This window comes from Dactylosporangium sp. CA-052675 (assembly GCF_050947935.1).
Classification (GTDB): Bacteria; Actinomycetota; Actinomycetes; order Mycobacteriales; family Micromonosporaceae; genus Dactylosporangium.
This window is the reverse complement of the sequence record NZ_CP192010.1, coordinates 3,027,470-3,046,897: the sequence shown is the minus strand read 5'-3', so window position 1 is coordinate 3,046,897 and position 19,428 is coordinate 3,027,470. Positions and strand designations below refer to the sequence as shown.

19 protein-coding genes are annotated in these 19,428 nt (G+C 72.8%); 6 read left to right on the top strand and 13 right to left on the bottom strand.

The window, feature by feature from the left end; genetic code table 11:
* Nucleotides 1-75: 75 nt before the first annotated feature.
* From ACQP1P_RS13835 to ACQP1P_RS13825, 3 genes are all read right to left on the bottom strand, one after another.
* A complete protein-coding gene (locus ACQP1P_RS13835; RefSeq protein ID WP_433086673.1) occupies nucleotides 76-1,317 on the bottom strand; it encodes a L,D-transpeptidase in 1,242 nt (413 codons plus the stop codon).
* 131 nt (nucleotides 1,318-1,448) lie between these two features.
* Nucleotides 1,449-1,826 (bottom strand): DUF427 domain-containing protein, encoded by a 378-nt coding sequence (locus ACQP1P_RS13830; RefSeq protein ID WP_433086671.1) that lies wholly within the window; start codon nucleotides 1,824-1,826, stop codon nucleotides 1,449-1,451.
* A 10-nt stretch (nucleotides 1,827-1,836) separates the two neighbouring features.
* Nucleotides 1,837-2,370, bottom strand: a complete 534-nt coding sequence (locus ACQP1P_RS13825; protein WP_433086669.1) for a TetR/AcrR family transcriptional regulator — start codon at nucleotides 2,368-2,370, stop codon at nucleotides 1,837-1,839.
* Between the two features lie 100 nt (nucleotides 2,371-2,470).
* Here ACQP1P_RS13825 and ACQP1P_RS13820 point away from each other — a divergent pair, with 100 nt between their 5' ends.
* Together ACQP1P_RS13820 and ACQP1P_RS13815 are read left to right on the top strand one after the other, a co-directional pair.
* Complete coding sequence (locus ACQP1P_RS13820; RefSeq protein ID WP_433086667.1) at nucleotides 2,471-3,715, top strand: MFS transporter; 1,245 nt, start codon at nucleotides 2,471-2,473, stop codon at nucleotides 3,713-3,715.
* 75 nt (nucleotides 3,716-3,790) lie between these two features.
* The gene (locus ACQP1P_RS13815) at nucleotides 3,791-3,973 is read left to right on the top strand and encodes a hypothetical protein (protein WP_433086665.1); all 183 of its coding nucleotides are present in this window, start codon (nucleotides 3,791-3,793) and stop codon (nucleotides 3,971-3,973) included.
* A 167-nt stretch (nucleotides 3,974-4,140) separates the two neighbouring features.
* Here ACQP1P_RS13815 and ACQP1P_RS13810 read toward each other — a convergent pair whose 3' ends face one another.
* From ACQP1P_RS13810 to ACQP1P_RS13800, 3 genes are read right to left on the bottom strand one after another with little or no spacing between them, the layout of a single operon-like run.
* On the bottom strand, nucleotides 4,141-4,713 hold the full coding sequence (locus tag ACQP1P_RS13810; protein WP_433086663.1) for a carboxymuconolactone decarboxylase family protein: 573 nt from the start codon (nucleotides 4,711-4,713) through the stop codon (nucleotides 4,141-4,143).
* Nucleotides 4,710-5,492, bottom strand: coding sequence for a class I SAM-dependent methyltransferase (locus ACQP1P_RS13805; RefSeq protein ID WP_433086661.1), 783 nt, complete (start codon nucleotides 5,490-5,492; stop codon nucleotides 4,710-4,712). Before ACQP1P_RS13805 ends, ACQP1P_RS13810 begins: the two co-directional genes overlap by 4 nt.
* 13 nt (nucleotides 5,493-5,505) lie before the next feature.
* Nucleotides 5,506-7,281 (bottom strand): hypothetical protein, encoded by a 1,776-nt coding sequence (locus ACQP1P_RS13800; protein ID WP_433086659.1) that lies wholly within the window; start codon nucleotides 7,279-7,281, stop codon nucleotides 5,506-5,508.
* A gap of 256 nt (nucleotides 7,282-7,537) precedes the next feature.
* Here ACQP1P_RS13800 and ACQP1P_RS13795 point away from each other — a divergent pair, with 256 nt between their 5' ends.
* Complete coding sequence (locus ACQP1P_RS13795; RefSeq protein ID WP_433086657.1) at nucleotides 7,538-9,352, top strand: PQQ-binding-like beta-propeller repeat protein; 1,815 nt, start codon at nucleotides 7,538-7,540, stop codon at nucleotides 9,350-9,352.
* A 60-nt stretch (nucleotides 9,353-9,412) separates the two neighbouring features.
* Here ACQP1P_RS13795 and ACQP1P_RS13790 read toward each other — a convergent pair whose 3' ends face one another.
* From ACQP1P_RS13790 to ACQP1P_RS13775, 4 genes are all read right to left on the bottom strand, one after another.
* Nucleotides 9,413-11,323, bottom strand: coding sequence for a DNA recombination protein RecN (locus tag ACQP1P_RS13790; protein ID WP_433086655.1), 1,911 nt, complete (start codon nucleotides 11,321-11,323; stop codon nucleotides 9,413-9,415).
* On the bottom strand, nucleotides 11,320-11,805 hold the full coding sequence (locus tag ACQP1P_RS13785) for a hypothetical protein (RefSeq protein WP_433086653.1): 486 nt from the start codon (nucleotides 11,803-11,805) through the stop codon (nucleotides 11,320-11,322). The genes ACQP1P_RS13790 and ACQP1P_RS13785 overlap by 4 nt, the downstream gene beginning before the upstream one ends.
* A complete protein-coding gene (locus ACQP1P_RS13780; RefSeq protein WP_433086651.1) occupies nucleotides 11,802-12,770 on the bottom strand; it encodes a hypothetical protein in 969 nt (322 codons plus the stop codon). The genes ACQP1P_RS13785 and ACQP1P_RS13780 overlap by 4 nt, the downstream gene beginning before the upstream one ends.
* 106 nt (nucleotides 12,771-12,876) lie before the next feature.
* Nucleotides 12,877-13,977, bottom strand: coding sequence for an endonuclease/exonuclease/phosphatase family protein (locus ACQP1P_RS13775; protein WP_433086649.1), 1,101 nt, complete (start codon nucleotides 13,975-13,977; stop codon nucleotides 12,877-12,879).
* A 52-nt stretch (nucleotides 13,978-14,029) separates the two neighbouring features.
* Here ACQP1P_RS13775 and ACQP1P_RS13770 point away from each other — a divergent pair, with 52 nt between their 5' ends.
* Nucleotides 14,030-14,653, top strand: coding sequence for a CPBP family intramembrane glutamic endopeptidase (locus ACQP1P_RS13770; protein WP_433086647.1), 624 nt, complete (start codon nucleotides 14,030-14,032; stop codon nucleotides 14,651-14,653).
* Nucleotides 14,654-14,834: 181 nt separating this feature from the next.
* Nucleotides 14,835-15,230, top strand: a complete 396-nt coding sequence (locus tag ACQP1P_RS13765) for a nitroreductase family deazaflavin-dependent oxidoreductase (RefSeq protein WP_433086645.1) — start codon at nucleotides 14,835-14,837, stop codon at nucleotides 15,228-15,230.
* Here the strand turns inward: ACQP1P_RS13765 and ACQP1P_RS13760 are convergent.
* Genes ACQP1P_RS13760 through ACQP1P_RS13750 form a run of 3 tightly spaced genes read right to left on the bottom strand, consistent with a single transcriptional unit; the run spans nucleotide 15,227 to nucleotide 17,645 of the window.
* Entirely contained in the window at nucleotides 15,227-15,985 is a 759-nt protein-coding gene (locus ACQP1P_RS13760; RefSeq protein WP_433086643.1) for an ABC transporter permease, read from the bottom strand. The two genes, ACQP1P_RS13765 and ACQP1P_RS13760, sit on opposite strands and share 4 nt — an antisense overlap.
* Nucleotides 15,982-16,734 carry an ABC transporter permease gene (locus tag ACQP1P_RS13755; protein ID WP_433086641.1) on the bottom strand — a complete coding sequence of 251 codons (753 nt, stop codon included), beginning with the start codon at nucleotides 16,732-16,734 and terminating at the stop codon, nucleotides 15,982-15,984. The genes ACQP1P_RS13760 and ACQP1P_RS13755 overlap by 4 nt, the downstream gene beginning before the upstream one ends.
* Nucleotides 16,731-17,645: an ATP-binding cassette domain-containing protein gene (locus ACQP1P_RS13750; protein WP_433086639.1), complete on the bottom strand. Its 915-nt coding sequence runs from the start codon at nucleotides 17,643-17,645 to the stop codon at nucleotides 16,731-16,733. The genes ACQP1P_RS13755 and ACQP1P_RS13750 overlap by 4 nt, the downstream gene beginning before the upstream one ends.
* 602 nt (nucleotides 17,646-18,247) lie before the next feature.
* Between ACQP1P_RS13750 and ACQP1P_RS13745 the strand changes: the two genes are divergently transcribed.
* Nucleotides 18,248-19,426 (top strand): SPFH domain-containing protein, encoded by a 1,179-nt coding sequence (locus tag ACQP1P_RS13745; RefSeq protein WP_433086637.1) that lies wholly within the window; start codon nucleotides 18,248-18,250, stop codon nucleotides 19,424-19,426.
* Nucleotides 19,427-19,428: the final 2 nt, after the last annotated feature.

The window sequence follows — 19,428 nt, the reverse complement described above, 5'->3', positions numbered from 1 at the left end:
CGGGCAGGACGCTGCGCGTCGCCGGCGGCTTGTGACGAGACGCGGTCACCACCGGTCCCGTCACCGCCGGCTGCGTCACCACTGGTTCCAGGGCACGTTCCAGTCGCCGACGCCGTCGGTCAGGGGCAGGTTCTTGGGCGTGTTGCGCACCTCGACGACGTCGCCCGTGTCGAAGGTGTCGTAGAACCACTGCGCGTTGGCCGGCGCCACGTTCACGCACCCGTGCGAGGTGTTCGCCTTGCCCTGCGACGGGATGTTCCAGTCGGCCGAGTGCACGTATTCGCCCGAGAGCGAGATCCGGCACGCCAGCTTGATCTGCTCCTCGTAGTAGTTCGGGTTCTTCTTGTCCGTGATGCCGTAGCTGGCGGAGCTCATCGTGACGATCGGCTCCTTCGTCATCAGCACGTGCACGCCGGAGCGGGTGAAGAAGTCGATGGTCTCGCCCTTGGAGCCGGTGGTCGTGCCGCCCTTGCCCATGCTGATCGGGATCTTCTTGACCATCTGCCCGTCGATGTAGCACTCCATCTGGTGCGTGTTGGAGTCCGCGATCGCGATGCGCGACGGCCCGATGGAGAAGTTGGCGCTGGCGTTGCCGCCGCCGAAGGTGCCGTTGCCGAGGTCGACGCCGAGCAGGTTGACGCTGACCTTGACCGTGGTGCCCTTGGTCCAGTACTTCTCCGGCCGCCAGTGCGCGCTCTGGTTGGTGACCCAGTGCCACTTGCCCTCGACCGCCGGCGAGGTGGTGACCTTCATCGCCTGCTCGGCGGCGTCCTGGTTCTTGACGGCCTTGTTGAAGAAGACGATGACGGGCTGCCCGACGCCGTAGGTGCCACCGTTCTTCAGCGCGGCCATCGGGTTGGCCTGGAACGTGATGTTCGCGACGGCCTTGGGCTGCAGCGTGGTGAAGCTCGCGGTCTGGCTGACGTCCTTGCCGTCCGCGCCGGCCCCGGCGACGGTGACCGTGTAGGTCTGCCCGTAGGCCAGGGTGCCGCTCGACGTCCAGCTCTTCTTGTCCTCGGAGAGCTTGCCGTCGAGGTTCTTGTTCCCGGCCGCGACGGTGACCGTGTTCAGCGTGCCGTTGTCGATGGCGACCGTCACCTGGCTCGTCGGCGACACGTCCTTGGTGTCGGCCGCGGGCGTGATGGTGAGCGTCGCGGGGGCGCCCCCGCCTCCCCCGCCGCCGGAGTCCGTGCCGGGTGAGGCGCCGCCGCCACCGCTCCAGGCGGCCTTGCCCTTGTTCCCGTCATTGCACGCGGCGAGCGCGGCGGCCGCGGCCACTCCCGCGCCCGCGGCCAGCATCTTGCGACGACTCCACATGTGTTGTGCCCTCCCCGTTCGCGAACGGTACCGACCAGGGGGCGGACTGCAAAACCCCCGAACGGTATTGCCCGCAATGTCCGGGCGCGTTCCCGAGGGATAGACGTACACGGAGGGCTGGCGGGTTTACGTCAGGAACCCGACACGACCGTGACCTCGAGACGGTCCGTGTAGAAGGCGACACGCTTGGCGATCGGCGCGACGGCCTCGTAGGGCGTCTCGTAGCTCCAGACCGCGTTGTCCACGGTGCCGTCGGGCGTGACGACCGAGTAGTAGGAGGCGTCGCCCTTGAACGGGCAGTAGGTGCTGTGGTCGGTGCGCTGGAGGAACCGCTGGTCGACGTCGTCGAGCGGCACGTAGTAGGCCACCGGGTAGGTCGACTCCTGCAGGGCCAGGGCGTTGGTGGTGTCGGCGATGACGTGCTCGCCGGAGCGGACGACGACCCGGACGTCGGCGGGCGTGACGGTGATCGGGTGGTCGGGGCCGGGGATCAGGTGTGGGCGACTCATGCCACCCACGCTAGGCCGGCAGGACCTTGTCGACCAGGCGGACCGGCAGATCGTCGTCCAGCGTCCAGGGGAGGTAGATCGTGCGGTACACGATGGGCCCGATGATCCCGTCGATGATCTCGTCGGCGTCCAGCACCGCGGGCTCGCCCATGATGACGAGGGCCTCGGCGCGGCGGTTGCGCAGGCAATCGGTCTCCCGCTCGCCGGCCGACGCGCTGCCCCCGCGCAGGAGGGCGGCGTTGATCGGCTTGCGGTAGTGCTCGACGACCTCGCGGGCCCAGGCGATGAGGTCGGCGCGCAGGTCGCCGGAGTGCGGGAGCTCCCGGTCGGGGTCCAGGCGATAGGTCGCGATGTCGTTGAGCAGCGCGGCGGCGTCGCCCCAGCGGCGGTACACGCTCGTCGGGTTGACCCCGGCGCGCTCGGCCACGAGGGGAATCGTCACCTTCTCGGCGCCGCGCTCGCGGACGAGCTCCTCGACGGCGTAGCGGATCGAGGCCAGCACGGCGGCGCTGCGCCCACCGGTGCGGCGCACGGGAGCGGACACGGTGTGACCCTCCTTACTAATGCAAAGTTCTTGGCTTTAACGGAGCGCTTGGGGCGTACGTTCAGCGTAACGCAAAGACCTTTGCTTTAGGAGTCGCGCGATGTCTACCGCAACACTCGCCCGCCCGGCCGTCACGGCCGCCCGGCGCACCCTTCCGCCGGCCGTGGCCTTCGCCGGCGCCGCCCTGGCCTTCGCGTCCCTGTACCTCGCCGCCGGCGCCCCGACCCCGCTGCTCGTGCTGTTCGAGCGCGAGTGGGGCTTCGCCCCGTGGGTGCTCACGGTCGCCTTCGCCGCCTACGCGTTCGGCCTGCTCGCCTCGCTCGTCGTGGTCGGCTCCCTGTCCGACCACGTCGGCCGCCGCCCGGTGCTCGTCGCCGCCCTGGCCGTCGAGGTCGCGGCGATGCTCATGTTCGTCTTCGCGCCGAACATCGGCTGGGTGATCGCCGCCCGCGTCGTGCAGGGCGTCGCGACCGGCGCGGCCAGCAGCGCGTTCACGGCGGCCCTGGTCGAGCTGGCCCCCGAGCGGCACAAGCGGCTCGGCGGCATCCTCGGCGCCGTCGCCCCCGCGGGCGGGCTGGGCCTCGGCGCGCTGCTCACCGGCGCCGCCGTGCAGTTCACGCACCGGGCGAACCTCGTCGTGTTCACGAGCCTCACCGTCATCATGATCGCCGGCACCGTGACCGCGCTGCTGTCCGCCGAGACCGTCAGCCGCCGCCCGGGCGCCCTGGCCGCGCTGAGGCCGCACGTCTCGGTGCCGCGGGCCGCCCGCCGCGACTTCCTGGCCGCCGCACCGGCGCACCTGGCCTCCTGGATGCTCGCCGGCCTGTTCATGGGCCTGTCGCCGAGCATCCTGCGCGACGTGTTCCACCACTCCAGCGGCCTGCTCAACGGCGTCACCGCGTTCATCCCGCCGGCGACCGCCGCCACGGCCGCGTACGTGCTCAGCCGCCACCCGGCCCGCCGCGTCGTGCGCACCGGCACCGTCGCCGTGCTGGCCGGCACCGCGATCGTGCTCGCCGGCATCGCGACGGGCACGCTGCCCCTGCTGTGGGTCGGCGGCCTGATCGGCGGCGCGGGCTTCGGCGCCACGTTCTCGGGCGCGCTGCGGGCGGTCGGCCCCCTCGCCGAGGCGCACCAGCGCGCGGCGCTCTTCGCGGCGGTGTTCCTGGTGGCGTACCTCAGCTTCGGCGTCCCCGCGATCGTCGCCGGCCAGCTGGTGGCGCCCCTGGGCCTGCTCACCACGGTGCTGCTCTACGGCGGCACGATCATCCTGGCCGCCCTCGTGGCCCTCGCGGCCCAGGTGCGGCTCGGGCGCGATGCCGCCGGCCGGGCCACCGCGCGCTGAAAAGTCCTCACGAGCACTGGTCTCCCGGCCGATGGCAGTGGGACCAGTGCTCGCTCACGTCACGGAGGACACCGCATGCGCATCGGCGACGCGATCACGTTCAGCATGCCCGCCGCGGGCACCCCGGTCGACCCGGCGGCCCGCCAGGCCCAGGTCAACGCCCAGGCCGACACCCTGAGCCAGCTCATGGGCACCAAGCACAACGTGCAGGTCGCGGCCAACGTGACCGACGGCAAGGGCGTCGACCTGTACATGTGACGGGGGCTCAGGATCGTGAGCGGCGACCCTTTGCCGCAGGCCCCGGACGACCCGCGGGCCCTGCCGGAGGTTCGGGCCGCCCTCCGGACCCTGTACTCCCACCTGACTCCCACCTGGTCCGGCTCCCCTGACCGCGGCTCATGCCGGCATCGGCCGGCCTGAGCCGGTCACTTCCCGCCGACGGGGCGGCCGTAGGTCACCTCGGCGCGGATCTCGGGCGGCACGCGAACCGCGAGTTCCGCGTCAGGGCCGGCGCCGAGCGCGTCGTTGACCGTGGCGAACGCGATGCGCAGGGCCACGAACACGGTGACGGTGAGGATGGCCGGGTCGTCGAGCCCGGCGGCGCGCATCGCATCCAGGTCGGCGGGCGTGGTGGTGTGCGGGTCGCGGACGATCCGGCGGGCCCAACCGGCCAGCGCCCGTTCGGCCGGAGTGAGGCCGGTGTCATCGCCGCGGAGCACCGCCACGGCCACCTCGGTACCGGCCTCGGCGGCGAGCTTGCCGCCCCAGGCCAGGGAGCAGTAGGCGTCGCCGAACGCGGAGACCGCGGCGGTGACGAGGATGCCGCGGGTGCGCCGGTCGAGCACGCCACGAACCGCGGTGCCGAGCAGGTCGAACAAGCCGGTCACGAGTTCCGGGCGGTGCGCCCACAGCCGGGTCACGTTCATCACGTACCCGAGTTCGGTGAGGTCCTCCTCGAAGAGCTCCGGCGCCGGCGCGGCCTCACCCAGGAAGCTCACGGCTTCACCGCCAGGAAACCGGTCACGGCGATCAGGGCGCGCAGCGGTAACCCGGCGCGTACGCGTTCGGCCGCCGCGGCACGGGCCGCGTCGTGGAAGGCGGTCTCACCGACGTGCTGGATCGCCTCGTACGCGGGGCCGGTGGAGGCCAGCGCACGTGCGTAGCCACCGGGGTCGGGGAACTCCCACGCGAACGGCACGTCGACGCGGCGCACGTCGATGAAGCCGTGGCGGGTCAACAACTCCTCACCGACGCCGGGACGCCCCAGCGCCACCATCGCCGCCTGGTGGGCGAGCGCGGGCGGTGCGGCGAGCCGAAACGGGGCGAGGGCCCAGGCGCCGGGCGACAGCTTGAGATGGCCCCAGACGGTGATCCCGGCGCGGCCGCCGGGCCGCAGCACCCGGTAGAGCTCGGCGACCGCCGCCTCCGTGGTGCCCCAGATGCCGCGGAAGCTGGTGGCGACGTCGAACGACCCGTCCGGCCAGGGCAGGTCGGTCATGTCCCCGACTCGGATGTCGGCCTGCGGGCTGCGGTCCCGGGCGACCGCGACGAGCCGCGGCGAGGCGTCGATGCCGGCGCAGCCGGCTCCGCGCAGGGCGGCGAGTTCGAGCGCGAGGCCGGCGCCGCACGCGATGTCCAGCAGCCGGTCGCCGTCGTCGATGCGGAGCCGGTGGTGCATGGCGGTGTATTCGCGGCAGTTGGCCGGTTCGCTGAGGGTGGCGAAGTCGGCCGCCGCGCGCCCCCAGCCGGTGTCGACCTGTCGCCAGTCCGTCGTCATGATCTCCACTCGATCACCGCACCGTGTGAAGGCGCGTGTGAAGAGCGGGGTTGTCGATGGTACCGGCCAGTTCGCGCGCGACGCCGAGACCGGCCGGGTCACCCGCTTCCGCCTGATACAGCAGAGCCCAGCAGACGAATTCCGGCAGATCGGCGCGCAGCGCGTCGGCCCGCAACCGCTCCGCGAGCACCGGGACGAGGTCGCTCCCGCCGGCGGCGGCGATCTCGAGCTGGGCCAACCCGACATAGGCGCAGACCCACACGTACCGGTCGGGTACGCGGTTGCAGCGCCGGCGAGCATCGACGATCCACGCCTCGGCACCGTCCGCGTCGCCGGTGCGCAGGGCATTGAGGGCGAGCGCCCGGCCGGCCATGCCCTCCCAGCACGGGTCACCGAGTTCGCAGGCGAGGGCGAACGCCTCCTCCGCCTCGTGCCGGGCGGCCACGTCGTCGCCGGCGCCGGCCAGGCATTCCGCGCGCAGCACCTGCGGCCATGGCCGGAACGCGTTCCACCGTTCGCGGTCGCAGAGGGCGATGCTGCGCTCGGCGGCGGCGAGGGCCTCGCCGGGCCGGCCGGCCAGCAGCAGCGACCGGGCGAGCACCCCGTGCGACCAGGCGGCCTGCCGGTCCTGCCCGATGCCGGCGGCCAGGTCGGCGGAGGCACTCAGCAGGTCAGCAGCGGCGGCGTGCCGGCCCTGGTCGGCGCGGTTCATCCCCTGGGCCGCCAGCACCCCGGCAGCCAGCGCATCGTCGCCGGCGGATCGCGCGAGGTCGGTCGCCGTGGCCAGGGCACGTTCGGCGAGGACGTGCCGACCCGCCTGCAGGTCGACGAACGCGAGCTCGCGCAGGACGTCCCCGACGAGGGCGGGCGCGTCCACCTGCCGCGCCAGGGCCATCGCCCGGTGCAGCAGGACGGCGCCCTCCCCGTCGAAACCCCGGACCGCATGGACCAGCGCGCTGCCCAGGGTTCGCAGCACGTCAGCGTGCAGCAGCGGGTTGCCGGAGCGGGCGGCTTCGTCGGCGGCCCGGCGCAGCGTCTCCACTCCGGCGTCGGTGGAGCCGGCGTCCAGCGCGGCCGTCCCCGCCCGCAACAAGGCGGCGGCCACGGCCTTCGCCCGCACCCCCGCCGGCGGCGCTGGGGGTCGCACCGCCGCACGCAGCGCCGGCGACGTCCGGATGCCCTCCCGCGCGAACGTTTCCTCGCATTGGGCCAGCCGCCGCCGGGCCTGCCCCGTCTGCCCGGCGGCGACGAGAACTCTGAGGAACAGCTCCTGCGCGCCTTCGTCCAGCGGGTCCAGCGCGGCCGCCCGCCCGGCCGGGCCTGTCGCGGCGTCGGCGTCCCCCGCCGCCAGCGCCACCAGCGCCGCCTGCCGCAGCTCGGCCGCGCCGCGGGCCGCGCAGTCGCCCCGCGCCACCAGCAGCCAGGCGTCGAACCGGGGACACTGCCGAGGCTCCGCCCCGGCCAGCAGCACCCCGCCGATCCCGTCGACGGGCAGGACGCCGTCGCGCAACGCCCACACGTCCAGCCAGACCCCGTCGCGGGGAAGGGCCAGCCGGTCGCCGCGGAACAGGTCCGGCCGCCCGAGCCCCCGCCGCAGGTCGGCGAGGCACCACCGCAGCGCACCGAGCGGGTCGTCCGCGTCGGCGAACAGCTCCCCGGCCAGTTCGGCTCGCGTCACCGGACGCTCCCCGAGCGCGATCCGCGCCAGGATCGCCCACGATTTGAGCCCCCGAAACCCCGGCCTCCCCTCGACGCGCGGCGGCCCGAGCAGGTGGATGCGGACCGTCATACCAACATCGTCCCAGCAACCCGCCGCCGGTCACGCGTCAGTGAGGGGCACCGCACGCGGACAGCACACGCGACGCCGGCGGCGTGGACAGTGCGCATCGAACGACTCGCATTTGCGCCAGTAACGGCCCTAACGGTGCTAAATCAGGATATGTCGGGAAAGTACCGCGAGCGGTGAACCCGCCGCGTCGCTCCCCGCATCCGGAAATTTCCGCATTTAGCGTCTTTGAGGCGCATGTCGAAGAGCGGGGGATGTCGTGAGGCCGTATGCCGCGGCGGGTTTGCTGGTCGTACCGGCGGCGGTGCTGACCGCCAGCGTCGCCGCCCATCCCGAGCCGCCCGTCTCCCCCTCGTTCGAGACCGCGACGACGAGCGGCGCCGGCCTGCGAGCCGGTGACCTGGTGCGCGGGGCCACGTTCGCGACGACCACCCGCGACCTGGTGGGGTACGACCCGACCGCCGACATCATCGTGACCCAGGCGGACGCGGGCACGGAGCTGACCGGCATCGACGCCCACACCGGCACGGTCCGCTGGCGGCGCAAGCTGGACACGTCCGCCGAGTACGGCACGGTGCTGTGGTCCCAGAGCGACCTCGGCGCGGGTTCGGTGCTGGTCAACACGTACCACCGCGACACGAAGAAGGCCGAGCTGACGGCCCTCGCCACCCGCACGGGCACGGTCCGCTGGCGCATGCCGCTGACCGCCCGGACCGAGGCCATGGCCGCCGGCCCGGCCCTGCTGGTCGGCGAGCCGGCCGAGCACGCGTCGCCGATGCGGTGGGCCGACACCCGCGACGCGCCGAAGACCGGCGGGTCCGCGACTCCCGGTGCGTCCCGCCGGGGCGCGACCCCGGAGGCGACGACGTGGGGCCCGCACGCCGCGAAGTCCGCGACCGCGACGCCGAAGCCGAAGGCCTCCAGGTCCGCGGCGACGACGCCGGAGCCGAGCGCCGCGGCCCACTCCATGCACGGCGACACCCAGCCGACCCCCGGCGGCCGCGCCACGAAGGCCGCCGACCAGAAGGCCGGTGACGAGGGGCGCTCCCGCATCGGGCACACCGACGAGGACGCCGCCACGGTCGCGACCCGCGGCGCGCCCGGCGCGGGCACGATCAACGCGGTCGCGGCCGGCGACGGCGGGCGGCTGTGGAGCGCCGAGCTGCCCGAGGGCTGCGACCTGCGCGCCACGGCGGGCGACGGCCGCACGACCGCGCTGCGGCTGGCCTGCACCGAGGACGACCGGCTCGAGGACCGCCTCGAGATCCGCGACGCGCGCACGGGGGCGTTGCGCTCGCGGACCACGATCGACCCCGGCGCCGACGACGGCGGGCTGGGCCTGCTGGTCCGCGACGGCGCGACGCTGGTGCGCGGCGCGCGGACGTTCCAGCTCTTCGGCCCGGACGGCACGCGGCTCGTCCAGCGCGACGGCGACGGCTGCGCCGACTTCTGCGACCTGGCCGTCGAGGGCGACGTGGCGATCGTCGCGCAGTCCGGGGGCAGCACCGACCGCACCGACGGCGCGCTCGAGGCGTTCGCGCTGGCCGACGGGCACGAGCGCTGGCGCGCGGAGCGGACCACGCGGGCGCTGGTGCGCGAGGGCGGCCGGCTCTACGCGGTCGGCCCCGCCCCGCAGCCGGTCCCGTTCACGGCGGTGTCGGGCGTCGGCGAGCACGGCGTCTCCGCACCCTTCGCGACCATGCTCCCGGCCGACGCGGTACCCCAGCGCGGCTCGGCGGTGCTCGTCGCGGACGGGGAGCGCCTGACGTGGTACCGCATCCGCCCCGTCGAGCAGCCGCCGGGCCACCTCGGCGGCGCCGCCGACCGGCCCGACCCGTGCGCCGTGCTCCCCGCCGCCGACGTCGCCGGGCGCCTGGGCAAGCGGCCGGCGACCCCTCACCGCGACGACGACACCACGTGCACGTACACGACCGTCAAGGGCCAGACGCTGCGGGTGCGGGTGCTGTGGGCGGGCGTGGACGAGGCCTCGGCGATCGAGCGGTACGACGTGATCAAGCACGACGACGTCGAGCGCGTCGGCACCGTGATCGTCGCGACCCGCAAGGGCGGCTGACCGGCCCGCTCAGCAGTCGTCTCCGCCCAGCAGTCGTCTCTGCTCAGCAGTCGTCGATGCTCAGAAGTCGTCGTCGATGAGGCCGTACGGCGGCTGGTCGGGCCGGCGGGAGTAGCGCACGATCACGTCGGCCGCCGCCGTCGGGGGCGGTGCGTTGTCCGCCACCACGATCTGGGCGCCCACGCCCCGGCCCGCCAGCCAGGCCTCGAGGTGGCTGTAGATCCGCTCGATGGTCCGGCCGTCCTCCAGGTCGCCCAGCGCGCCCAGGTTCTTCTGCGGGCTGTCCAGCAGCAGGAACCCGGGGTGCGACGAGCGGGTCTCCCACGCCGTCTCGAACATCGCCAGCTGCCAGGCCAGGGTGATGAGCACGCGGCCGCCCGAGGACGCGGTCGTGTACGGCTCGCCGCGCACGTACGGCGTCAGGTCCTCGGCGAGGTAGGCGTCGGCGAGCTTCGGGTAGCGGAACTCGGCGAGGATCGCCCGGTAGCGCTCGCTCACCCGGCGCACCACGGCCGAGCGGTCCGCGCGCCGGGCCTGGGTGCCGGCCGCGCCCAGCTCGTCGCGGTCCGCCTCCAGCTGGTCCATCATCTGCAGGATGCCGTTGGCCCGCCGCTCCAGGCTCTGCACCAGCCGCAGGCCGTCGGCCGCGCGTTGGCGCACCGCGGCCGCCTCCTCGCGGCGGCGGGCGATCGCGTCGCGCTCGGCCAGGAACGGGGTCACGGCGTGCGACGTCGCCGCGTCCACCTCGGCCGCGGCCCGCGACTCGGCGTCCTGGGCGCGTGACGCGGCCGCGCGCAGCCCGGGGATCTCCCGCTCCAGCTCCTCGATGTGCCGGGTCAGCTCGGCGAGGCGGGTCTTGGCCGAGCGCAGCTCGGCCGAGACGTCGACGGGGCCGACCGGGAAGCGGCAGGCGGGGCAGCGCTCGTCGGACGCGACCAGCGCGGCGCCGCAGGAGGCGCACGCCCCGGCGCCGGTCTCGAAGAGGCGGTCGGCCTCGGCGAGCATCGTCCACTTCGACACGTCGTCGGCGTAGCTGCCGCGCAGCGGGATCATGCGCTGGAGCTGGGTCTCGCGGTCGCGCAGCTCGTCGGCGGCGGCCAGCGCGGCCCGGGCGGCGTCGCGGTGGCGTTCGCGCAGCTCGGCGGCGAAGGCGGTCGCGGCCCTCGCCCGGGCGTCCAGGGCCGCCAGCGACTGGGCGCACGCGGCCAGCTCGTCCTTGGCCGACTGTTCCAGGGCCTCCAGGTCGAGGCGGGAGCCGACGTGCTGCTCCTCGACGAGCTGCTCGGCGGCCCGGTAGGCGGTGCGGGCCGCGGCCAGCTCGGCCTCGACGGCGCGGATGCGCCGGCCGATCTCCACGGTGTGGTCGTCGTGCACGTCGAAGACCACGTCGACGACCTGGCGCAGCTTGAGGTGCTTGATCGGCACGCTCTCGAAGAGCAGGTCCTTGCCGTCGAGGCGCTCGTTGGGCAGGAAGCACAGCCACATCAGGTCGCGGAAGCTCAGCGGGTCGTGCGGCTCGGTCGCGGTGTCGAGGGAGAGGTGGACGCCCTGGAGCTTGCAGTGCGAGAGCAGCAGGCTCGACAGGCTGCCGGGGTGGCCGGCGGGGCGCAGGGTGTGGCGCACGCGCGGGGCGGCGCCGGGCTCGTCGAGCCGGCCCGCGCGCACGTAGGCGAACATCGAGGGCTCGCCGACGGCGCGCTCGATGAGGTACGGCGAACCGGAGAGCTCGACCTCCAGCGTCGCGGACTTGACCTTCGGCGTGATCTCCGGGTGCCGGGGATGGTCGTTGGCGCCGAGGCAGTAGTCGACGAACTCCAGGATCGTGGTCTTGCCGGTGCTGAAGGCGCCGGCGAGGACCGACAGCGGCCGCGGGGTGTCGTCGGGGGCGCGGAAGTCGACGTCGTAGTCGCGGTCGTCGCCGTGCAGGCGCAGTCGCCTGATCCGGATGCCCTGGCTGCGCAAGCCGATCATGGCACGTCCTTGACTGGGACGGGGAGAAGCCACTGCCGCAGGTTCTCTCGAAGCTTACGACCGCTCAGGCGCCGCAGGCGACGGATGACGATCCGTACCGCTGTGATGTATGACTGAGCATACATCGCCGTGAATCGCCGGGCCATGGTCGCTCCCTCTTCCGTGAGGCGATAGGTGACCCGCCCGGCGGCCGTCACCGCGACGAGCCCCTGCGCGACGAGCGCGGCGAGATCCTTGCCGAGGCTGAGCTGCGCGGTGACGTAGCGCTGGGCGGGGCTGGCGTAGGCGACCGTGCGGTCGTCGAACCCGGCCAGGCGCAGCGCGGTGCGGTCCGGGTCGTCCTCGGCGCGCGCGACCAGCAGCGGCTGCCCGGCGAGGAACTCGTAGGCGCCGAGCCGCTCGGCGTCGAGCGGCTCGGCGGCCGCGAGCAGCACCAGCAGGAGCCGCGCCCGGCGGAACACCGCGAACTCGTCGGGGTTCACAGCAGCTCCCGCCAGTGCCGGACCCAGCCCGCCCGCCGCTGCTCGACCACGCGGTGCATGAGACCGCACCGGTGGACGGCGTTGAGCGCCAGGGGGAACCCGCCGGTCGAGCGGATCTCGCGCATCACCGAGGCGTGCAGGCCCGGCAGCGTCGCGTCGCGGGGCCACCGCACGACGAAGGAGTTGAACTGCCCTTCCCAGATGCCGTGCACGAGACCGTCGGCCTCGTCGAGCGCGTCGAGCTCCGCGGGCACCCGCTTGTCGAGGATCTCCCGGGCGAGCAGGTCGGCGTTGAAGTACTCCCGCTTGGCCGCGCCGACCTCGGTGTGCCCGGCGGCCCGCAGCTGGCGCACGAAGAGCGCGCCCTCCAGCGCCGAGGCGTGCTCGGGATCCAGATCGTGCAGCGGTACCCGCGGTGCCCCCACCGGCCCCGAGGGCGCGGCGTAGGGGTCGTAGAAGTGCCGGCGCACGTGCGCGCAGTCGGGCTTGACGAGCAGGTTGCGCAGCACGTTCTCGTGCCACAGCTCGATCTGCACGCCGGTCTCGCGCTGCCGCCGCGCCCGCCAGTTGTCCCACCACTGGGCGGTGGGCGCGTCCATGCTCGCGGGCACGCACAGCACCCACTGCGCGAGCCGGTAGCCGTTGCGCGCCGCCGCGGCGACCGCGGAGTCGAAGGACTCCCGGATCTGGCCCTGGTGCGAGCGGGTCACGATCGGCCAGAAGTACTTCGACTGCCAGATCACCACCAGCCCGGACAGCTCGCCGAGCAGGATGTCGATGCCCCAGTCGCCGGGGTTGGCGCTGATCGCCCGCGCACCCGGGTGGATCGCGGCAAGCAGCATGGCGAGCATCTGCTCGAAGTCGTCACGAGCACCGGCGAGGTTGCCGGCCCGCAGCTGGTGGGCGGCGAAGTTGATCGGGGGCTCGCCGGAGGCGAGGCTCGTCGACGCCGCAGTAGCCGTCATCTCCCCTCCGCATCCGACCCCCGAATGACGTACCGCTCCGATCCCAAGATTGTCACGCGCAGCAATGTCTCCGCTACCTTGGGCAGAGATTTCACCGAATGTGTCATCACAATTTGTCGAGGTCGATATCGGCGTAGATGGCCGCGTGATCCGAGCCGGCGTGCACCGCCTTCGTCATGGTGTCGTAGATGGGCCACAGCACCCCGTTGCGCCCGCCCCACACGCCCTTGCGCAGGATGCCGCCGCCGGTCGTCGCCGCCCACAGCGCCGGGGACAGCAGCACGTAGTCGAGCTTGTTCCGCGCGGTGCAGGAGCCGTAGGTGCCGGGCCGGCCGTTGTCCTCGAACGCCGGATGCGCCGACACGTCACGCAGGTCGGTGCCGTGCAGCAGCGGGGCGAGGGGCTCGCTGTCCGGGGTGTCGTTGAGGTCCCCGACGACCGCGACGAACGGGGTGGCCTGGGCGCGGTAGATCGCGGCGACCCGGGCGGCCTGGCGCCGGCGGGTCGCGTCGGAGGCGAGCTTCCCGCCGTAGCCCTTGCTCTTGAGGTGGTTGACGAGCACGACCAGGGGCTCGGCGCGGCCGGGGAGCACGACGTGGTACTCCGGGCAGTCCCGGCTGAACACCCGGCCCCGCTCGTCGGCGTCGTCGACGTGGGTGCGCTGCCCGGCGAGCGGGAACTCCGCGGTGGACATGATGCCGACGTCGATGCCGCGCTCGTCGTTGCCGTCCATGACCTGCATGTGGCGGTACAACCCGCTCAGCCCGCCCTCGGTGAACCGCTTGAGCGCGTGGCGGCTCTCGGCCTCGATCACGCCGAGGACGTCGGCCCGCACATCGAGGATGACCCGGGCGGTGTTGAGCAGCGCCTGCTCGTCGCAGCGGTCGGTGGTCAGCTCGACCCAGCCGATCCAGTCGGCGCGGCCGCCGGCGACGACCTCGACCCGGCCGTCGCGGGACCGGCGCAGCAGCCGGCCCCGGTTCTGCCGCAGCCGTGCGAACTTCGCCAGATCGCCGCCCCGCAGCCCCAGCTTCGTGAGCTCGCGCAGGATCTGGTGCTTGATCTCGTCGGTGTAGACGGGCTCCTCGAGCAGCTCACCGGCGCGCGCGAACGCCTCCAGCACCGGCCGCCCGTCCGCCCAGGTCCGCTGGTCCAGCGCCTTGGCCCGGTTGAACAGGTTCTCGACGTTGTAGCTCGCGATGCGCATCGTCCACGAGAGTATTGGTTGATCGTCATCTGCGGATGGCACCGTCCCCCGGATGGTCGCCGAGTTCATCCTGGTGTTCGTCGTCCTTCCCGTGGCGTTCGCCTTCGTGAAGGTCCCCGGCGGCCCGATCCCGGTCCTGCTGGTGCTCACCGTGGTCGTGGCGTTCTTCTTCCGCCGGGCCCGCGACTTCGACCGGCGGGACCTGTGGCGGCCGGAGGCGCTGCGGCCGGAGCTGCCGCGCGTCCTGCGGCTGTGGGCGCTCGCCGCGGTGCTCGCGGTGGCGGCCGTGTGGGTCTTCGACCGCGAGCACCTGTTCGATCTGCCGCGGCACAATCCGGGCCTGTGGGCGCTGATCATCGTCGCCTACCCGGTGGTGTCGGTCTATCCGCAGGAGCTGGTCTTCCGGGCGTTCCTGCTGCATCGGTACCGGACGATGCTGCGCGGCGAGAGGATCTCCGCAGCCGCGAGCGCGCTCTCGTTCGGCCTGGCCCACCTGCTCTTCGGCAACCCGGTGGCGGTGGTGCTGACCCTGCTGGGCGGCTGGCTGTTCGCGCGGCGGTACCAGCGCACCCGCTCCCTGCTCACCGTCTGCGTCGAGCACGCCGCCTACGGGCTGCTCATCTTCACCGTGGGCCTGGGGCGGTACTTCTACCACGGCACGAACTTCGGCAACTAGTACGCGGATCGGCAGGTCGGCGCTCACCCGGGCCTCGCGCGGCCGGTCCCCGCGGGGCCGTCCGGCCGCGGGTTCGTGTCCCCGCTCCGGCGCCGCCGCACGGTGCCGTAGGACAAAAGTCCCCCGCGATCCGTGACGCATCGATCGGGACAATCCCCGCCGGGCGCGCGAGGATCGACGCATGGGGTTGATGAAGAACCTGATGATCGGGTTCCACAAGCGCACCGGGGACAGGTTCGCCGGCATGGACCTGCTCTACATCACGACGGTCGGCGCGAAGAGCGGCAAGGAGCGCGTCTCGCCCGTCGCCCGCTTCGCCGACGGTGACGGCGCCTGGCTCGTGGTCGCCTCGAACAACGGCGCGGACCGGCACCCGGCCTGGTACCACAACCTCAAGGCCCACCCCGACCAGGTCTGGATCGAGCACGGCGGGCACAAGCGCCCCGCGACGCCGCAGGAGCTGACCGGCGAGCGGCGCGAGGCCGCCCTCCAGCGGATCGTCGCCGCCCAGCCGCGCTTCGCGGGCTACCTGAAGAAGACCTCGCGCACGCTGCCGGTGATCCGGCTCTCGGCCTAAGCCAGCAGAGCGCGGCGCAGGCGGGGCAGGGCGATCGCCAGCGACAGGACGCCGAAGGCGAGCAGGTAGACCAGCGACGGCAGCAGCGCGGGCCCGACGTGGCCGAGGGCGGGTTCGCGCAGGAGCTGGATCGCGTGGTACAGCGGCAGCGCCTCCACGAACCATTGCACCGGCCGCGGATAGACGCTCACGGGGAAGAACGTGGTCGCGAAGAGGAACATCGGCAGCATCACGAGCTGGATCAGCTGGAAGTCGCCGGGCCCGCGCAGGAAGGTGGCCACGGCCAGCCCCGCGGCCGCGAACGCGAAGCCGACGATCGCGGCCCCGGGCACGGCGAGGAGGACCCAGGGCGAGCGGGCGAAGCCGAGCACGGCCACGACCGCGAGGAACCCGCCGCTGGCGATGGCGCCGCGCAGCAGGGCCCAGGCCGTCTCGCCCAGGGCGATGTCGCGCACCGTCAGCGGGGTCGTGACCATCGTGTCGTAGGTGCGCTCGTGGCGGAGCTTGAAGTACAGGCCGAACGCCGTCTCGTTCAGGGCGCCGTTCATGGCCGCGGTGGCCAGCAGGGCGGGCGCGACGAACTGGGCGTAGCTGATGCCCGGGTCGACGCCGGGGACCGCGCCCACGAGCGCGCCGACGCCGACGCCGATCGACAGCAGGTACAGCAGCGGCTCGAGCACCTCGGCGGCGAGCACCGCCCAGGTGTGCCGGTAGATCATGAGGTTGCGCTCGACGAGCAGCAGGGCACGGGTCATGCGAACAACCGCCGGCGGTAGGTGTGGCGGGCCAGCAGCAGGCCCGCGAGGGTGAGCGCGCCGAGGTACGCGGCGTGCAGGACGGGCCGCTCGCCGCGGCACAGCTCGGTGCCGTGCCACAGCGGCGTGCAGTAGACGACGTACCGCAGCGCCGCCGGGATCTGCTCGACCGGGAAGAACACCCCGGAGAACATGTACATCGGCATGATCACGAAGCGGAACAGGGTCGACATCGGCTGCCCGGTCTCCAGCGTCGCGACCCAGGCCGCGCACGGCGTGGCGAACGCCAGCCCGGTCAGCAGCGCGGCCGGGGTCAGCCAGAGCAGCGCCGGCGTCCGCAGCGGCGGGAAGCACAGCAACACCGCGACGAAGCACAGTGCCGAGGTGGCGATCCGGAACGCGATGTAGAGCAGGTGCCCGGCGAGCACGTCGGACGGGCCCAGCGGGCCGGCGACGGCGCTGCGGTAGCTGCCGCCCGGGCGCACGGCCAGGAACACCGGGCGGGTCGCCTCGATGACCGCCGTCTGCATGGTGGCCGCGGCGAGCAGGCCGGGGGCGAAGAAGGCGAGGAACGCGACGCCGTGCAGGGTGTCGGGGGCGGTGTTGCGGTCCACGAGCCGGCCCAGGCCCGCGCCCATGGCGAGCAGGAACAGCAGCGGGTTGAGCACCGACACGACGATCGTGGATCGCCAGGTGCTGCGGTAGCGCAGCATCCAGTACGAGAACTCGCGCAGCGCCAGGACGCTCATTCGACCAGCGACCTTCCGGTGAGGCGCAGGAAGACGTCCTCGAGCGTGGCCCGGCGCACCAGGGCCGCGATCGGCTCGGTCTCGAGCCCGGCCAGCACCGCCTCGCCGTCCTCGGCGTAGAGCAGGACCCGGTCCGGCAGCTCCTCCACCCGCTCGACGCGCTCGTCCTTCGGCACCGGCGCGCCGGGCGGCAGGCGCAGCTCGAGGACCTCGCGCGTCACGTACCGCTCGATGAGCTCGCGCGGCGAGCCCTCGGCCGCGATCGTGCCCTTGTCCATGACCACGAGCCGGTCGCAGAGCTGCTCGGCCTCGTCCATGTAGTGCGTGGTGAGGATGAGCGTGACGCCGTCCTGCTTGAGCCGGAAGAGCCGGTCCCAGAGCACGTGCCGGGCCTGCGGGTCCAGGCCGGTGGTGGGCTCGTCGAGCAGCAGGATCTCCGGATCGTTCACGAGCGACCGGGCGATGGTCAGGCGCCGGCGCATCCCGCCGGACAACGCGGCCACCTTGGCGCCCGCCTTGTCGGTCAACTGCGCGAAATCCAGCAGCTGTACCGCCTTGTCGCGCGCCTGCCGCCGCGACAGCCCGAAGTAGCGCCCGTAGATGAGCAGGTTCTCCTCGACCGTCAGCTCGGCGTCGAGCGCGTCGTCCTGCGGCACGACCCCGATGCGCGCCCGGATCGCGGAGCCGTCGCGGACCGGGTCGCGGCCCAGGACGGTGAGCCGCCCACCGCTCGGCGGCGAGACGCACGCGATCATCCGCATGGTGGTCGACTTCCCGGCGCCGTTGGGCCCGAGGAACCCGAACGCCTCGCCCCGCTCGATCGCGAACGTGACCCCGTCGACGGCCCGGACGCCGCCCGCGCCGTGCACTTTCTGCAGTCCCGCGGCTTCGACGAGCACCTCGGTCCCCATGCCCAGCCCCCGTCATCCGATTACGTGAGGCGGGAAAACTAACACGATTGTCTGCAAAAATCCGACCGTTTATCGTCCGTCGAGCACGGTGGCCAATCCGGCGGCGACCGGTCGGCAAAACGCCCAGCAGCGCCGAGGAGGAGTCGCCCACCGACGAAAAGTCCGACATTTCGTGATCGGACTGTCGGATCCGAAGCGCCGGGGCCGACTCCACGACCGCCGCCGTCAGCGCGAGCAGGGCCACGGCCACGCGGAGCGAAGCCCCGAGGTCCAAAGGTGGGCAGCTATATGCTGATAAGTCCGAAAAATCCGGCAAGCGAAGCGCCGGATTTTTCGCGACCACACGACCCCTCGGCACCGCGACCGCACGATCCCCCAGCACCGGCGCCGGCGTCCCCGTCGAGGCCGGACTCGTGCACTAGGACCCGATGTACCCGCATTCGGCGCCGGCGAGGTGGCGGGCATATGCCCGGTTCTTGACTGACGCGGCGGCAATTCTACGCTGCAATGGCCGGAGCGGCTTCCCGACAGCAACGCCCGAATCCCAGGAACGGTTGCTAGGGTCGGCGACGCTCGATGATCCGAAGGCAAGGGGGACCGACGTGGGACTGTGGGACAAGGTCAAGGGCGAGTTCATCGATATCATCGAGTGGCTCGACGACAGCCGGGACACGATCGTCTGGCGGTTCCCGCGCTACCAGAACGAGATCAAGATGGGCGCCAAGCTCGTCGTCCGCGAGTCGCAGGTGGCGGTCTTCGTCAACGAGGGCCAGATCGCCGACGTGTTCGTCCCCGGCACCTACACGCTGCAGACGCAGAACCTGCCGATCCTGTCCACCCTCAAGGGCTGGAAGTACGGGTTCGACTCGCCGTGGAAGGCCGAGGTCTACTACGTCAACACCCGGCAGTTCACCGACTTCAAGTGGGGCACGCAGAACCCCATCATGATGCGCGACGCCGAGTTCGGCATGGTGCGCATCCGGGCCTTCGGCGCCTACTCGCTGCGCGTGGTGCACCCGGAGAACCTGCTCAAGCAGCTCGTCGGCACCGACCCCCAGTTCCGCACCGAAGAGGTCTCGGAGTTCCTGCGCCAGCTCATCGTCGGCCACCTCGGCCCGGCCCTGGCCGCCGCGCAGGTGCCCGTGCTCGACCTCGTCTCCCAGCAGCTGCTCATCGGCCAGAAGCTCGCCGGGGTGCTCACCCAGGAGCTGGCCGAGTACGGCATCCAGATCCCCAAGTTCATCATCGAGAACATCTCCCTGCCGCCGGAGGTCGAGGAGGCGCTGGACAAGCGCACCTCGATGGGCGTGCTGGGCAACCTGGACCAGTACTCGAAGTTCCAGGCCGCCAACGCCATGGAGGCCGCCGCGAACAACCAGGGCGGCGCCGGCGAGGGCTTCGGTCTCGGTCTCGGCATGGCGGCGGCCCAGCAGGTGGCCCAGTCGCTGAACCGGCCCACGCAGCCCCAGCAGCCGGGCTACCCGCAGCAGGGCTACCCGCAGCAGCAGCCCGGGTACGCCCCGCAGGGCGCGCCGCAGTCGGCGCCGCCGGCCGGGCCCCCGCCGGTGCCGCAGCAGGCCACCTGGTTCGCCGCGATCAACGGCGCCCAGGCCGGCCCGTTCGACCCGAACGCGCTGGCCCAGCAGGTGCAGGCCGGGGCGATCAGCCGCTCCACGCTGCTGTGGAAGAACGGCATGGCCGCCTGGACCCCCGCCGAGCAGATCCCGGAGCTGGCGGGCATCTTCAACTCCGTCCCCCCGCCGCTCCCCCCGATGGGCTGACC